General features: G+C 71.3%; 14 protein-coding genes and 1 riboswitch. Of the genes, 2 read left to right on the top strand and 12 right to left on the bottom strand.

The window, feature by feature from the left end; all coding sequences use genetic code 11:
• Nucleotides 1-88: 88 nt before the first annotated feature.
• From gcvP to ABT294_RS14160, 12 genes are all read right to left on the bottom strand, one after another.
• Nucleotides 89-2,917, bottom strand: a complete 2,829-nt coding sequence (gcvP, locus tag ABT294_RS14215) for an aminomethyl-transferring glycine dehydrogenase (protein ID WP_350805922.1) — start codon at nucleotides 2,915-2,917, stop codon at nucleotides 89-91.
• 152 nt (nucleotides 2,918-3,069) lie between these two features.
• Nucleotides 3,070-3,164, bottom strand: a riboswitch (glycine riboswitch).
• Nucleotides 3,165-3,187: 23 nt separating this feature from the next.
• Nucleotides 3,188-3,808 carry a MerR family transcriptional regulator gene (locus ABT294_RS14210; protein WP_350805921.1) on the bottom strand — a complete coding sequence of 207 codons (621 nt, stop codon included), beginning with the start codon at nucleotides 3,806-3,808 and terminating at the stop codon, nucleotides 3,188-3,190.
• Between the two features lie 148 nt (nucleotides 3,809-3,956).
• Nucleotides 3,957-4,427: a bifunctional nuclease family protein gene (locus ABT294_RS14205; RefSeq protein WP_090771501.1), complete on the bottom strand. Its 471-nt coding sequence runs from the start codon at nucleotides 4,425-4,427 to the stop codon at nucleotides 3,957-3,959.
• Nucleotides 4,428-4,534: 107 nt separating this feature from the next.
• Nucleotides 4,535-5,161, bottom strand: a complete 627-nt coding sequence (ftsR, locus tag ABT294_RS14200) for a transcriptional regulator FtsR (RefSeq protein ID WP_350805920.1) — start codon at nucleotides 5,159-5,161, stop codon at nucleotides 4,535-4,537.
• A 23-nt stretch (nucleotides 5,162-5,184) separates the two neighbouring features.
• On the bottom strand, nucleotides 5,185-5,697 hold the full coding sequence (locus ABT294_RS14195; protein ID WP_350805919.1) for a double zinc ribbon and FHA domain-containing protein: 513 nt from the start codon (nucleotides 5,695-5,697) through the stop codon (nucleotides 5,185-5,187).
• 366 nt (nucleotides 5,698-6,063) lie between these two features.
• A complete protein-coding gene (locus tag ABT294_RS14190; protein WP_350805918.1) occupies nucleotides 6,064-8,568 on the bottom strand; it encodes a sugar phosphate nucleotidyltransferase in 2,505 nt (834 codons plus the stop codon).
• Nucleotides 8,569-8,572: 4 nt separating this feature from the next.
• On the bottom strand, nucleotides 8,573-9,154 hold the full coding sequence (gene clsA, locus ABT294_RS14185; RefSeq protein ID WP_350805917.1) for a cardiolipin synthase ClsA: 582 nt from the start codon (nucleotides 9,152-9,154) through the stop codon (nucleotides 8,573-8,575).
• Nucleotides 9,155-9,217: 63 nt separating this feature from the next.
• Nucleotides 9,218-10,027 (bottom strand): GNAT family N-acetyltransferase, encoded by an 810-nt coding sequence (locus ABT294_RS14180; RefSeq protein WP_350805916.1) that lies wholly within the window; start codon nucleotides 10,025-10,027, stop codon nucleotides 9,218-9,220.
• Nucleotides 10,020-10,610 carry a phosphoribosylanthranilate isomerase gene (locus tag ABT294_RS14175; protein ID WP_350805915.1) on the bottom strand — a complete coding sequence of 197 codons (591 nt, stop codon included), beginning with the start codon at nucleotides 10,608-10,610 and terminating at the stop codon, nucleotides 10,020-10,022. The genes ABT294_RS14180 and ABT294_RS14175 overlap by 8 nt, the downstream gene beginning before the upstream one ends.
• A 10-nt stretch (nucleotides 10,611-10,620) precedes the next feature.
• Nucleotides 10,621-11,031, bottom strand: a complete 411-nt coding sequence (locus tag ABT294_RS14170) for a hypothetical protein (RefSeq protein ID WP_350805913.1) — start codon at nucleotides 11,029-11,031, stop codon at nucleotides 10,621-10,623.
• Nucleotides 11,032-11,102: 71 nt separating this feature from the next.
• The gene (locus ABT294_RS14165; protein ID WP_350805911.1) at nucleotides 11,103-11,801 is read right to left on the bottom strand and encodes a response regulator; all 699 of its coding nucleotides are present in this window, start codon (nucleotides 11,799-11,801) and stop codon (nucleotides 11,103-11,105) included.
• Nucleotides 11,798-13,405 carry a sensor histidine kinase gene (locus ABT294_RS14160; RefSeq protein WP_350805909.1) on the bottom strand — a complete coding sequence of 536 codons (1,608 nt, stop codon included), beginning with the start codon at nucleotides 13,403-13,405 and terminating at the stop codon, nucleotides 11,798-11,800. Before ABT294_RS14160 ends, ABT294_RS14165 begins: the two co-directional genes overlap by 4 nt.
• 129 nt (nucleotides 13,406-13,534) lie before the next feature.
• Between ABT294_RS14160 and ABT294_RS14155 the strand changes: the two genes are divergently transcribed.
• A complete protein-coding gene (locus ABT294_RS14155) occupies nucleotides 13,535-14,125 on the top strand; it encodes a class I SAM-dependent methyltransferase (RefSeq protein ID WP_350805908.1) in 591 nt (196 codons plus the stop codon).
• A gap of 26 nt (nucleotides 14,126-14,151) precedes the next feature.
• A complete protein-coding gene (locus tag ABT294_RS14150; protein WP_350805907.1) occupies nucleotides 14,152-15,333 on the top strand; it encodes an acyl-CoA dehydrogenase family protein in 1,182 nt (393 codons plus the stop codon).
• Nucleotides 15,334-15,364 lie beyond the last annotated feature (31 nt).

The raw sequence follows: 15,364 nt of genomic DNA, 5'->3' as shown, positions 1-15,364 counted from the left end.
CGTGTAGAGGGCCGCGTGTAGAGGGCCGCGTGTAGAGGGCCGCGTGTAGAGGGCCGCGGCGCCGGAAGGGCGCCGCGCGGCGGAGCCGTCAGTCCTCGTAGGCCTCCAGCGGCGGGCAGGAGCAGACCAGGTTGCGGTCGCCGAACGCCTGGTCGATGCGCCGCACCGGCACCCAGTACTTGCCGTCACGCAGCGACGGCAGCGGGTAGGCCGCCTCGGTGCGGGTGTACGGGTGCGACCACTCGTCGGCGGTGACCGAGTCGGCGGTGTGCGGGGCGTTGCTCAGCGGGTTGTCGGACCGGTCGTAGGCCCCGGACGCGACCTTCGAGATCTCGCCCCTGATCGCGATCATCGCCTCGGCGAACCGGTCGAGTTCGGCGAGGTCCTCGCTCTCGGTGGGCTCGATCATGAGCGTGCCCGCCACGGGGAACGACATGGTCGGCGCGTGGAAGCCGTAGTCGATGAGCCGCTTGGCCACGTCGTCGACGGTGACGCCGGTCTCCTTGGTGATCTGGCGCAGGTCGACGATGCACTCGTGGGCCACCAGGCCGCCGCGCCCGGTGTAGAGGACCGGGTAGTGGGGGGCGAGCCTGCGGGCCAGGTAGTTGGCCGACAGGATCGCCTGCTCGGTGGCCGCGGTGAGCCCGTCGCCGCCCATCATCCGGACGTAGGCCCACGAGATCGGCAGGATGCCCGCCGAGCCGTACGGGGCCGCCGACACGGGCCCGACCGGCGAGCCGTCGCGCAGCGGGTGGCCCGGCAGGTAGGGCGTCAGGTGGCCGCGCACCGCGACCGGGCCGACGCCGGGGCCGCCGCCACCGTGCGGGATGCAGAACGTCTTGTGCAGGTTCAGGTGCGACACGTCGGCGCCGAACTGGCCCGGCTTGGCCAGCCCGACCAGGGCGTTGAGGTTGGCCCCGTCGACGTACACCTGGCCGCCGGCGGCGTGCACCTTGGCGCAGACCTCGGTGATCGTCTCCTCGTAGACGCCGTGCGTGGACGGGTACGTCACCATGATCGCGGCCAGCGCGTCGCGGTGCTTGTCGATCTTGGCGTCGAGGTCGTCCAGGTCCACGTTGCCGTCGGAGTCGCAGGCCACGACCACGACCCGCATGCCCGCCATGACGGCGCTGGCCGCGTTCGTGCCGTGCGCCGAGGACGGGATGAGGCAGACGTCGCGGTGGGTGTCGCCGTTGGCGCGGTGGTAGGCGCGGATGGCCAGCAGCCCGGCGAACTCGCCCTGGGAGCCCGCGTTCGGCTGGATGGACACCGCGTCGTAGCCGGTGACCTCGGCCAGCCAGCCCTCCAGCGTCGCGATCAGCTCGCGGTACCCGGCGGCCTGCTCCTCGGGCGCGTACGGGTGGACGGCCGCGAACTCGGGCCAGGTGATGGGCTCCATCTCGGTGGTCGCGTTCAGCTTCATCGTGCACGAGCCGAGCGGGATCATCGACCGGTCGAGCGCGATGTCCTTGTCCTGAAGCTTGCGCAGGTAGCGCAGCATCGAGGTCTCGGAGTGGTGGTCGTGGAAGACCGGGTGGGTCAGGTAGCCGGACTCACGTGCCAGCGACGCCGGGATCACACCGGGCTCGGCGAGCTCGTGCAGCGAGACGGCGACGCCGAACGCGGCGGCGACCTGCTCCAGGTGGCCGAGGGTGGTCTTCTCGTCGCAGGAGACGGAGACGTGGTCGGCGTCGACCTGCCACAGGTTGACGCCGCGCGAGGCGGCCTCGGCCACGACCGCGGCGGCCCGGCCGGGCACGCGGGCGAGCACGGTGTCGAAGAACGCGTCGTGCACGACCTCGACGCGTCCGGCCCGCAGCACCTCGGCCAGCGTGACGGCGTGCGCGTTGACGCGGGAGGCGATGCGGCGCAGCCCCTCGGGGCCGTGGTAGGCGGCGTACATGCCGGCGATGACGGCGAGCAGCACCTGGGCGGTGCAGATGTTGCTGGTGGCCTTCTCGCGGCGGATGTGCTGCTCGCGGGTCTGCAGCGCGAGCCGGTAGGCGGGCGAGCCGTCGGTGTCGACGGAGACGCCGACCAGGCGGCCCGGCATCTGCCGCTGCAGGCCTTCGCGCACCGACATGTAGGCGGCGTGCGGGCCGCCGAAGCCGAACGGGACTCCGAACCGCTGCGAGGAGCCGATCGCGATGTCGGCGCCCAGCTCGCCCGGCGCGGCGACCAGGGTCAGGGCGAGCAGGTCGGCGGCGGCCACCACGAGCGCGCCGGACGCGTGCGCGGCGGCGGCGACCGCGCGGAAGTCGCGCAGGCGGCCCGACGCGCCGGGGTACTGCACGAGGACGCCGAAGCACTCGGGCAGCTCGCCGGTCAGGTCGCTCTCGACGAGGGTGATGCCGAGCGGCTCGGCGCGGGTGGCCAGCACGGCCTTGGTCTGCGGCAGCGCGTCGGAGTCGACGACGAACACTGCGCTCTTGGCCTTGCCCGCCCGCCTGGCCAGCGTCATCGCCTCGGCGGCGGCGGTGGCCTCGTCCAGCAGGGACGCGCCCGCGACGGGCAGGCCGGTGAGGTCGGAGACCACGGTCTGGAAGTTGAGCAGCGCCTCCAGGCGGCCCTGCGAGATCTCCGGCTGGTACGGCGTGTAGGCGGTGTACCAGCCCGGGTTCTCCAGCAGGTTGCGCCGGATGACCGCGGGGGTGATCGTGTCGTAGTAGCCGAGGCCGATCATGGAGGTGAGCACCTGGTTGCGGTCGGCCAGGGCGCGCAGCTCGGCGATCGCCTCGGTCTCGCCGATCGCGGCGGGCAGCTGGAGGCGGTCCTTGGCCCTGATGGCCTCGGGCACGGCCACCGCCACCAGATCCGCCACGGACTCGAAGCCCACGGTTTCGAGCATGCGCTGCTGCTCGGATTCCGACGGGCCGATATGCCGGGACGAGAACGGCGGTGCAGACAGGTCGGTCATGGAGGTGCCTCCCGAGGGCTTGGAGACCGGCGCCAGGGCGCGGACGAGTGCCGGATCTCCCCCTCTGTCATGGCGACCTGAGAGCTTCACCCCGAAGGGCTTGCACCGTCGGTGAGACGCGCCTGGCCGGCGCGCCTGCTTTCCAGAGTTGCCTCACCCGAGCGGTACGGGCGCCTGAGAGATTCCGGGGAGGGTTGCTCCTTCGGCGCCCCGGGCAGCAGCCCGGGGACTCTCCCGCACGGGGTCATCAGCTTTTGTCCCTAAAGGTTACTACCCAATGCGACGCGCGCGTCGCCGCTGGGCCAGCTCGTCAGTGGGATGGTCGGCCGGGACGTCGTCCGCGACCGCCGCTCTTTCCCCCGGCAGCTCCGCGAGGGAGCCCTCGACCTCGCGCCAGACCCTGCCGAGCGCGATGCCGAACACGCCCTGGCCGCCCTGGAGCAGGTCGATCACCTCGTCGGCCGAGGTGCACTCGTAGACGCTGACGCCGTCGCTCATCAGCGTGATCTGCGCGAGGTCGGCGACCCCGCGATCGCGCAGGTGCTGGACGGCGGTACGGATCTGCTGGAGCGACACTCCGGTGTCGAGCAGCCGCTTGACCACCTTGAGCACCAGGATGTCGCGGAAGCTGTAGAGCCGCTGGGAACCCGAGCCCTGCGCGGCTCTTATCGTGGGCTCCACCAAGCCGGTGCGCGCCCAGTAGTCAAGCTGCCTGTAGGTGATGCCGGCCGCCGAGCAGGCCGTGGGGCCGCGGTATCCGATGTCACCTGGCAACGTCGCGGGCCGCTCGTCGAAGAGCAGTCCCTGCTCTCCGGCACGCTGCCGCGCGCTCTCGCGCCGCACCGGATCTTCCTGGCCGGCCGTCTTTCCCTCGCCGCTGCTGACCGCCACGCGGACCTCCGGCTTTCTCTCATCCCGCGGTCTGATCTGGGGGTTCGTAAAAGGGCGACCACGGGTTTCACTTGCACCGTAGGACCGTGACCATGCTCAGTCAACGATCCGGCTCGGCGCGTCGTGAAGCGTAAATGCACTGAAATACCTACCCCGCCCTGCCGAAGTCTTCGGGAGTGATCGTGTCAAGGAACTCCCTGAACTTCTCCACCTCATCCTCTTGGTCGTCGGGGATGATGACCCCGGCCTCCTGGACGACTTCCTCGCTGGCGAAGATACGCGCTCCGGTGCGAAGCGCAAGCGCGATCGAGTCCGACGGGCGGGCGCTGACCTCCACCCCGTTGGAGAAGACCAGGTCGGCGAAGAAGATGCCGTCGCGCAGGGCGACGATGTTCACGGCGCGCAGGCCGACACCCAGGGCGCTCAGCACGTCCCTGAACAGGTCGTGCGTCAGAGGCCGCGGCGGAGGCTCCTCCGCCTGGGCCAGGGCGATGGCCGTCGCTTCGGTCATGCCGATCCAGATGGGCAGGAACCGCTCCCCGTGTGCCTCCTTGAGCAAGACGATCGGCTGATTTGTGGGCATTTCTACGCGAACACCCACGACCTCCATCTGCAACACGGGCTGCTCCGTATTCGACTGGCCGGTGACCCGGCGCAGCTATTTGCTGGTCCGCTTCTGCATTTCAACGTAACACCCGTTGGGCCCTGTACGCCCCGCCGGTCCGGTCATCGTCCCAGAACGTCGCGTACGCCGGTGCGCAGGAGGGCGGCATGGAGGTCGAGCAGCAGGTTGGACAGCTCTCTGGCCACCTCGTCGGCCTCGCCGATGGCGCCGGGGGCACGGCGCTTGAGAATGGGCGCGACCGTCTGCTCGATCAGCCCCGACTCGCGCTCGGCCGCCGCCTTGACCGCGCGCAGATGGCGGGCGTGCAGGCCGAACCGGGCCAGCGCGCCCACGCTGCGGGCGATCTTGAGTGCGTCCTCGTCGTAGCGCCTGGCCTTGGCGGCGAGCAGGCCGTAGTCCTCCAGCTCGGTGAGCGTCTCGTCGTCGAGCCCGGCGGCCTCCAGCAGTTCGGCGCGGCTCAGCCGCACCTCCTGCTTCTCCTGCACGGCGCGCGGACGGCCGAAGCTCTCGACCATCCTGTCCTTGATCACCCGCAGCGGCAGGTAGTGGTCGCGCTGCTCGGTGAGGATGAAGCGCAACTGCTCCACGTGCAGGTGGGTGAACTTGCGGTAGCCGGACGGGCTGCGCTCGGGCTCGATGAGGCCCTCGCCCTCCAAGAAACGGATCTTGGAGATGGTGACGTCGGGGAACTCGCCCTGCAGGAGCGCGAGCACCTCCCCGATGCTCATGTGCGAGCGTGCCGCCTGCGAGCTCATGCGCCTGCGGCGGTCCGCATCAGGAAGACGAGGCGGAACTTGCCGATCTGCACCTCGTCTCCGGAGTGCAGGGGCACCTCCTCGATGCGTTCCCTGTTGACGTAGGTGCCGTTGAGGCTGCCCACGTCGCGCACCGAGAACTGCCCCCCGCGGTGGCGGTAGAACTCGACGTGACGGCGCGAGACCGTGATGTCGTCGAGGAAGATGTCGCTCTCGGGGTGCCGGCCCGTGGTGGTGAGGTCCTTGTCGAGGCGGAAGCGGCTGCCCTGGTTGGGGCCCCGTGTCACGCTGAGCAACGCCGTGCCGGGCGGGAGCTGCTCCACCAGCGCCCGCTCGGCCAGGAGCATGTCGCCCGCCTCAGCCTCGTATGCCTCGATTCCCGCGATGGAGATCGTCGACGTGGTATCCCCTGAGACCTCCAGTCTGGTCAACGGTGACCCACAGCGGGAACAGAAACGGGCATCCTCGGGGTTGGCGTGCCCGCACTGCGTGCAGTAGACGCTCGGCATCGATCGGCTCGGCCTCCTACCGCGAAGACGCGGCAACGGTGCTCGGGGCGCGCCTCGCTCTTCAAGTTTGCGAATGCCGCAACTTACGCTGATCAGCGGCAAAGGTCAAGGCGGGGCGCTGGACGACAGGTTTGGACGGTGACAAAGTTACCGCCGCCCGCGCCGAAAGGTCCATGCCGCCGCGCCTCTTAACAATACGATCTTGACCCAGTCGTTCACAAACTATCTCATTTCCGATCGAATCAGGTGATCCCCAAGGGCACGCAGGGGTCCACCAGCCTCGGGGGACGCACGATCACCGATTCCACCGTCCCTCGTGTGGCACAAGTCACATGCCCCAGGTGGCGCAGGGCTCCCGTCCGGCCCTCAGGTGGTGCACTGCTCCACGACGCGTGCCCAGCGCTCGATGAGGGCGGCGGCCGTGTCGACGTCCGGCCCTTCAGCCCACAGATCGGTGACGGGCTCGGTGGCGGCGGGCAGGATGAGCACCCAGCTGCCGTCCGCCCCCTCGACGCGCACCCCGTCGGTGGTGTCGATGCGGGAGCCCTCGCCCATCGCCTCGGCCGCCTCGATGACCGAGCGCATCACCGCGCCCTTGGCCGCCCACTGCGTCGGCATGGAGCGCTTGAGCAGCTTGGCCTCGGGGATCCTGGCGTCGATCTGACTGAGCGACAGGCGCGTGCGGGCCACCAGGCCGAGCAGCCGCATGAACGCGGCCAGTCCGTCGATCGCCGGGCTGAACTCCGGCACGACGAAGCCGCCCCTGCCGTCGGCCGCGAAGATCATGTCGTGGTCGGCGGCGGCGGAGGTGAGGGCGTCCAGCGCGGTCGGGGTCCAGCGCACCTCCACGCCGTGGAAGCGGCAGACCTGCTCGGCGACCCTGGTGGTGGTGACGGGCAGCGCCACCCTGCCGCCCCTGCGCTCGGCGGCGACCAGGTCGAGCACCACCAGCAGGGCCCGCTCCTCGCCGATGAGCTGGCCCATCTCGTCCACCAGCGCGATCCGCTCGCCGACCGGGTCGAACCGGACGCCGAAGGCCGCCCGGGAGGAGCTGACCAGCTCCGAGAGGCGTTGCAGGTCGCGGCGGCGCTCGGCCAGCGTCTCGGTGGGCGAGACGTCGTCGAGGCGGGCGTTGACGGTCAGCACGTCGATGCCGACCCGTCCGAGCAGCGTGGGCATCACCAGCGAGGACGTGCCGCCCGCGCAGTCGACGACCACCTTCATGCCCTTGACGCCGGTCATGTCCACCCGGCGCAGCAGCTCGTGGGTGTAGTCCTCGACGATCCGGGCGGGATAGGCCAGCCCGGCGATCTCACCGGGGAAGGCGCGGCGGAACTCCTGGCGGGAGAAGACCCGCTCCAGCTTGCGCTGGGCGGCGGCGGGCAGGTCGGCGCCGCGGTCGTCCATGATCACGATGTCCACGCTCTGCGGGTCGCCGGCGGTGGTGCGCAGCGCGATGCCACCCGCCGCCGACTCGCGGGCCGTGTGGAAGCGGGCCACCGGCAGCGGTGACGCCTCCAGGTCGAGGACGTTGACGGCGCTGGCGGTCAGCGCCGCCACCACGGCCCGCTTCAGCGCCCTGGCCGCGAGCGAGGCGTCGCGCGAGGTGACGACGTGCTGGCCCTTCTTCAGGGTGGTGGCGTAGGCGCTGGCGAGCCGCACGCACAGCTCGGGGGTGATCTCCACGTTGACCAGGCCGCTGACGCCCCTGGGGCCGAACAGGTTGCGCTGGCCGCGCGACTCCCAGATGACGCTGGTGTTGACGACCGCGCCCGCCTCGATGGTCTTGAACGGGTACACCTTGACGCCGCTGGAGACGTACGCCTCGGCCTCGATGACGCACTCGTCGCCGATGACCGCGTTCTCCTCGATACGGGCGCCGCCCATCACGTCGGTGCTCTTGCCGATCACGCAGCCGCGCAGGTGGGCGCTGGGGCCGAGGTAGACGTTGTCATGCACGACGGCCCGGTGCAGGAACGCGCCCTCGCGGACGACCGCGTTGTTGCCGAGCACCGTGTACTCGCGCAGTTCGGCGTTCGCCTCGACCTTGGCGTAGTCGCCGATGAGCAGCGGGCCCTTGAGCACCGCGTCGGGGTCGACGGTCGCCGACTCGGCGACCCAGACGCGCGGCGAGAGCTCGAAGCCGCCGATGTCCAGCTTGACGCGCCCGGACAGGGCGTCGGCCTGGGCCTTGAGGTAGCTGTCGTGGGTGCCGACGTCCTCCCAGTAGCCGTCGGCGACGTAGCCGTAGATGGGGGCGCCGCGTTCGAGCAGCCTGGGGAAGACGTCGGCCGCCCAGTCGACGGGCTCTCCGGTGGCCACCGCGTCGAGGACCTCGGGCTCCATGACGTAGATCCCGGTGTTGACGGTGTCGGAGAAGACCTGGCCCCACGTGGGCTTTTCCAGGAAGCGCTGCACGCGTCCGAGTTCGTCGACGATGATGATCCCGAACTCGAGCGGATTCGGGACGCGTTTCAGACCGATGGTGATAAGAGCCGAATTTTCACGATGGAAACGGACCATGTCTGATAAATCGATATCGGTGAGGGCATCGCCGGAGATGACCAAGAATCGGTCGTCGCGGAGCCGGTCCTCGGCGTTCTTGACGCTGCCTGCCGTGCCGAGCGGGACGTCCTCGGTGGCGTACTGCAGGCTCATGCCCAGCTCGTCGCCGTCGCCGAAGTAGTTGCGCACGAGAGCGGCCAGGAACTGCAGCGTCACGACCGTCTCGGTGACGCCGTGCCGCTTCAGCAGGCGGAGCACATGCTCCATGATCGGGCGGTTGACCACGGGTAGCAGGGGTTTGGGCTGGTTGGCCGTCATCGGACGCAACCGCGTGCCCTCCCCGCCCGCCATGACGACCGCCTTCACCCGATCACTCCTTCTTCGCAGCGGCTACGAGCTGAACCACCTGTACTCCGTACAGCACCCCCGCCCACCAGTACAGGCCCGTTCCCCAGAGCGCGAACGCCCACCCGACAATTCGCGCAATATCGGCATACCACCCAGAGTGGGAGGCGAGGAAGAGGAGAGGGAAGGCGTACATGAGATTGAACATGGCAGCCTTGCCCAGAAAATGCACCTGGAGTGCCTTGTAACCGTTTTTACGGAGTACGGGGATGAAACAGGCGACGAAGAGTTCACGGCCGAGGATGATGGCCACCAGCCACCACGGGATGACGTCCCGCAGCAGCAGCGCCAGGATGGTGGCGAACACGTAGAGCTTGTCGGCGGCCGGATCGATGATCCGGCCGAGCCTGCTGGTCTGGTTGAACGCGCGAGCGATCTTGCCGTCGAGCCAGTCGGTGAACCCGGCGACCGCGAGGATCCCGATGGCCCAGCCGTCCTCCTGTGGGCCGAGAACCAGCCAGAGGAAGACGGGAACGCCGAGAAGTCGCAGGAAGCTCAGCAGGTTGGGAACCGTCCAGATCCGGTCCTCGGCGGAAGTTTCGCTCACGAGCCGACCCTACTGCGTGCCCTCCCCGCCCAGCGGGCGGCCCAGTGACGGATCAGTGGCGGATCAGGCGCGCAGGAAGGCGTGGGTGCGGCCGATGGGCTCGAACCCGAGCCTGGCGTAGAACTCCTTCGGCCAGTCGGCGTCGTCGGCCACCAGGAAGATCAGCTCGCTGCCCGCAGCACCGGCCTCGGCCAGCAACGCGGTCATCAGCGCGCGGGCGTGCCCCTGGCCCCGGTGCCGGCTGCTGGTGTGGACGGTCTCGATCTGCGCGACGCCGCCCTGCAGGTAGAGGTCGGCCCTGGAGGCCAGCTCCCCGTCGGCGGCCCGCACCCCGCGGAAGCCCACCTGGTCGGCGCCGCGCAGCCGCGCCTCGACCCGCGTGGCGAGCTGCTCGACGACCTCGTCGGAGGCGCTGGGCAGGGACTCGCGCCACTCCTCGCGCAGCACCGGGACGATGGTCTCCAGGTCGAGGTGCTGGGCGGGCGGCGGGTTGCGCGGGAGCTCGCCCTGGAACGCCATGAACAGGTTGGTCTCGTGGTCGTACCCCGCGGCGACGAAGGCGGGGGCGAACGCCCTGCCCAGGTCGTCGTCGTCGACCTGGACGAGCCGATGCCGCCGCGCGGCGAGCGTCTCGTCGGCCGCCGCGATCACCGTGGCGGGGTCGTCGCCCGTCCAGACGATCAGTTTGTTGTCGTCGTGCGAGCCCGGATACCGCTCGTTGAGCACGGCGAAGCCGCCGGGCACCTCGACGACCGCGCCGGCCTTGCGGCGGGCGAACGCGCGCTGGAAGGCCACCGCGCGCCCCAGCGGGCCGTGCCTGTCGGAGTCGGGGGCGCCGGCGGCGAGCCGGTGGGCGACGGGCTGGTCAGTCATGGCGGGCCGCCGTGAGGAAGTCGCGGATGAGCCGGGAGTCCTTGACGCCGGGCGCCAGCTCGACGCCGCTCGACACGTCGACCCCCCATGGGCCGGCGGCGGCGATCGCGTCGGCCACGTTGGACGGGTCGAGGCCGCCCGCGAGGAGCCAGCGGCCCGAGGGCCGGCCACGGACGGCCGCCCAGTTCCACGGTTCGCCCGAGCCCGGCCGGGGCGCGTCGACGATGAGGAGGTCCTCGTCGTAGGCGCCGCAGCGCAGGTCGGACGCCGAGTCGACGGCCCTGACCAGGGTCAGGTCGAGATCCTTCAGCGCCGTGAAGTCACCGTGCGGGTGAGCGCCGTGGAGCTGGACGCCGCGCACCCCGGCGGCCAGCGCCGCCGCGCGGACCGCCTGCTGATCCTCGCCGCGGAACACGCCGACGGTCAGCACCCGCTCGGGCACCAGGGCGGCCAGCTGCCGCGCCCGCTCGGGAGTCACCCGTCGGGGGCTCCGGGTGAGGACGAACCCGATGGCGTCGGCGCCCGCCTCGACGGCCGTCTCCACGTGCTCGGGCTCGCTCAACCCGCAAATCTTCACGTACATCCTCGAAACACTAGCGGCGGCGGGCGGCTCTCGGCGACCACGCCCAGATGAGCACCGCCGTGATGAGCCCGCACAGGGCGACCCCGTTGGGCAGGTGCGCCCCGAGCCAGAGCCAGGTGACGTGCTGCGCCAGGCCGACGACGAACAGCGCGACGCTGGCCAGCGCGGGCCAGCCCGCGCCCCGCCCCGGACGCCACACGAGCACGGCCAGCACGATCTGCACCAGCGCCACCAGATGGACGACCAGCCCGGCCATGACGTGGCTCTCGATCAGCGCGCCGCCCGCCTGCACCGCCTGGCCGGCGAGCGAGGCCGCCACGAGCAGCGCGACCGCCTGCGCGACGACCACGACGCGCAGGCCGTACAGCAGCCCGGCGGGCACCTGCCGGCCGGGCTGCTGTACGGCCACGGCTTCCTGCATGTTGGTCCTCCTTCGAACGTGAGGACCACATCGTGGCCGCCGGAGCGCGTGCCGGTCGTCAGCCTGGCGGGTTACTCGCCGGTCCGCCCCTGGGATGACTGGCGGGGCTGGCGGACGGGGCGGAAGGCCGCGTCGACCAGCCCGGTACGGTGCGCGACGACCGCCGCCTGGATCCGGTTGCGCAGGCCGAGCTTGTCCATGGCCGCGGCGATGTGGGTCTTGACCGTGGTGACGCCGACGTGCAGCTCCTCGGCGATCTCGGCGTTGGACAGGCCGGTGCCGACCAGGGCCAGCACCTCCAGCTCGCGCTCGGTCAACCCGGCGGGGGCGGGCGCGGCGGCCTGCTCCTCGGCGTCGAGGAAGCGCTCGACGACCCGGCGCAGCACCGAGGGCGCCAGGAGCTGCTCGCCCGCGGCGGCCCTGCGGACGGCGTCGACCATGCGCTCGGGGTCGTCGTCCTTGACCAGGAAGCCGACGGCGCCGGCGCGCAGGGCGGCGTAGACGTTGGAGTCCTCGGCGAACGTGGTGAGCACCACGATGCGGGTGCCCGGCCTGGCCGCGAGCACGCGTTTGATCGCCTCCAGGCCGTCGACCCTGGGCATCCGCAGGTCCATCAGGATCACGTCGGGCAGGTGCCGTTCGGCCTGCCTGACCGCCTCGGCGCCGTCCTCGGCCTCGCCGACGACCTCCATGTCGCCGGTGGCCTGCAGCAGCATGCGGACGCCCGCGCGGACCAGCGCCTGGTCGTCGGCGACCAGGACGCGGATCACGCGAGGCTCCTGACCGTGGGCAGGCTGGCCGCCAGCCGCCAGCCGCCGTCCTCGTCGGGGCCCGCCGACAGGGTGCCCCCGAGCGCGCGGACCCGCTCGCGCATGCCCGCCAGCCCCCGCCCGGAGGACGGCAGGCGTTCGACGGCGGTCGGCGGCCGGCCGTTGCGGACCTCCACGGTGAGGCCGTCGCCGGACGCGGAGACGGTGACCGAGACGGAGACGCGGACCCGGGTGCCGGGGCCTGCGTGTTTGAGCACGTTGGTGAGTCCTTCCTGGACGATGCGGGCGGCGGAGGCCCGGGCCACGAGCGGGGCCCGGTCGGTGGCCGGGTCGAGGTCGAGATCGACGAGGAGCCCCGCGGCGGACATCCGCTCGGCGGACTCCCGTACCACGTCTGAGGGGTCGGCCGGCAGGTCGGGCTGGCGGTCGGGGTCGCGGAGCAGGTCGAGGAGGCCGCGCAGGTCCTCCAGCACCTGGTGCCCGGTCTCCCTGATATCGGACAACGCCTCGGCGACGGGCCCGTCGGGCGCGCAGTAGCGGGCGGCGCCGGCCCGCAGCACCATGGCGCCGACGTGGTGGGCCACGATGTCGTGCACCTCGCGGGCGATGCGCTCGCGCTCGGCGAGCTGGTCGGCGCGCACCTGGGCGACGGCCAGCCGCGCCGACTCGCGGGAGCGCAGCCGTTCGGCCTCGACGGCGGCCTGTCTGGCGCCGAGGTAGCGGCCGATGGCGACGGGCGTGGCCACCAGCGCCATCAGCAGGACGAGGCCGTACGGCGTGATCTCGGTGCTGCTCTGCGCGACCGAGCCCGTGGCCAGCAGGGCCCCCGTCAGGTACGCGGCGCCCGTCCAGATCCAGGACGGCACCCGCATGGTGAACACGCCGAGCGCGATCAGCATCAGGATCAGGCAGGTGTTGACCACGTCGGGCAGGTACTGCTCGGCGGCGAGCAGCATCGCTCCCTGGAGGAGGAAGACGAGGCCGGGCAGCCTGCGGGCGACGCCGAGCGACAGCCCGGCGACGACCGCGAGCAGCCCGGTCGCCCAGGCCGGCGCCGAGCCCGAATGCCAGTCGGTCCAGGTGCCGAGGACCGTGCCGGTCACGCCGCCGCCCGCCAGCAGCATGTCGAGGGAGAGGTCGCCCTGCTCCAGCCGCCCGGCCGGGCCGCGCAGGTAGCCGCCGACGATCGCCGGGACGCCGGGGACGAGCAGGGAGTACAGCCACGTGTTCACGGTGAGCGCGACACCGGGGTCGGCCATGTTGATCGCGGACGCCAGGACGGCGGCGGCCAGCGCCACGCCGACGGCCCGCAGGCCGCAGCGGTTGGCGACCATGCCGACGGCGACGCACAGGAGTATCTGCGCGGTGTTGGACGTGAACGAGATGATCTGGTCGGTGAAGACGAGGAAGGCGGCGAGGTAGAGGGTCACCGGGAGCGGCCTGCTCCTGACGAACCCCATGGGCACCCCGGCCAGGACGGCCATCGGGATCCACGAGCCGGCGGGCAGCATGGGGCTCTGGCCGGGCTCGCCGGAGGTCAGCAGGTCCAGCCCGGTGCCCGAGGCCGCGAGCAGGACGTCGAGCGGCAGACCGCGCCAGCGCATGTCCCACACGCTATCCGCGCGGCGAAGGCCGGCCGTCCTCCTGGCGGAGGACCCCGCCTCCTCCAAGTGGCCGGAAGGTCGCCTCTTCGGTGGAGCAGGCAGGTCTTCGCTCCCTACTAACGTTGACTCATGCCGAACGACACCGCATTGTTCCTTGGCCAGTTCCTGCGAGCCCCTACCACGATCGGCGCGGTGGCGCCCAGTTCCAGGCGGCTCGCGGAGGCGGTCTGCGCGCCGGTGCCGGAGCGTGGTGAGCCCACCGTGGTCGAGCTCGGGCCGGGTACCGGCCCGTTCACCGCGGAGATCCAGCGCAGGCTGGAGGGGCGCGGCCACCACATGGCGGTCGAGGTCAACGAGCCGATGGCGGTGTTGCTCGCGAACCGCTTCCCCTCCGTGGACGTGATCCACGGCGACGCCGCCCAGCTGGGCCGGCTGCTGCTCGACCGCGGACTGCGCCAGGCCGACGTGGTGGTCAGCGGCCTGCCCTGGGCGGCGTTCCCCGACGCCGCCCAGCGGACACTGCTGGAGGCCGTGACGCTGGCGATGAGCCCGACGGGGGCGTTCACCACGTTCTCCTACATCCACGCGATCCCGCTCAGCTCGGCCCGCCGGTTCCGCGCGCTGCTCGCCGAGCGGTTCGAGGAGGTCGTGCCGGGCCGCACGGTGTGGCGCAACGCGCCCCCGGCGTTCGTGTTCAACGCGCGCAGACCTCGACCTTGAACAGAATCTGATTCTAGGATGGCGTGATGGATTTCACGCTTCCCGACAGCGCCCTGGCCGTTCGGCGCGGCATCGCCGACATCTGCTCGCGTTACGACCTCGGCTACTGGCAACGGTGCGAGTCGGAGAAGCGCTGGCCGGAGGAGGTCTGGGCGGAGCTGGCCAAGGGCGGCTGGCTGGGGCTGGCCGTGCCGGAGGAGCACGGCGGCGGCGGGCAGGGGCTGCTGGAGCTGGCGGTGGCGACGGAGACGCTCGCGGCGTCCGGTGCGGCGGGCGGGTCGGCGTTCACGTACGTGCTGACTCCCGGTTTCGGCGCGCTCACCCTCGCCAGGCACGGCACGGCCGAGCAGCGGGCGGAGCTGCTGCCGCGGCTGGCCACGGGCGAGGTGGAGACCTGTTTCGCGCTCACCGAGCCCGACGCCGGGTCGAACGCGCTGGCCATCTCCACCTCGGCCAGGCGTGAGGGCTCCGACTACGTGGTCAACGGGCAGAAGATCTGGATCACCGGCGTGCAGCGGGCCACCTGGATGCTGCTGGTCACCAGGACGATCCCGGCCGCCGAGGCGAAACCGCGCACGAACGGCATGACGGTCTTCCTGGTGAACGTGCCCGAGGCGGTCGCCGCCGGGCAGCTCTCGTACCGGCCGATCCCCAAGATGGGCGCCAACACCACGCCGTCCAACATGGTGTTCCTCGACGACCTGCGGGTGCCGGCCTCGAACGTGATCGGCGAGGTGGACCAGGGCGCGGCCGTCCTGTGGGACATCCTCAACCCGGAGCGGATCCTGCTGGCAGCGTCCGCGCTCGGCGTGGCGGAGGTGGCGCTGCGGGTCGCCGTCGAGTACGCCAAGGAGCGGGAGGTGTTCGGCCGTCCGATCGGCGCGAACCAGGCGATCGCGTTCCCGCTCGCCCAGGTCAAGGCCAAGATCGAGCTGGCCAGGCTGATGCTGTACAAGGCGGCCTGGTCCTTCGACCGGCGGCTGCCGTGCGGCACCGAGGCCAACATCGCGAAGCTGACGGCCTCCCAGGCGGCCTGGGAGGCGGCGGACGCGGCGTTCCAGACCCATGGCGGGATGGCGTACTCGCTGGAGTACCCGGTCGCCAGGCTCCTCACCGACGCCCGCATCGGGAAGGTGGCACCTGTGACGGAGGAGCTTCTGCTCAACTACCTCGCGACCCAGGTGCTCGGGTTGCCGCGCAGTTTCTGACTCTGCTTCTGGCGGCGTCCGCGGTGGACCT

Source organism: Nonomuraea sp. NPDC000554 (genome assembly GCF_040300065.1).
Taxonomy (GTDB): domain Bacteria; phylum Actinomycetota; class Actinomycetes; order Streptosporangiales; family Streptosporangiaceae; genus Nonomuraea.
Note: the sequence above shows the minus strand (reverse complement) of the source record. Positions and strands in the feature narration are given on the sequence as shown.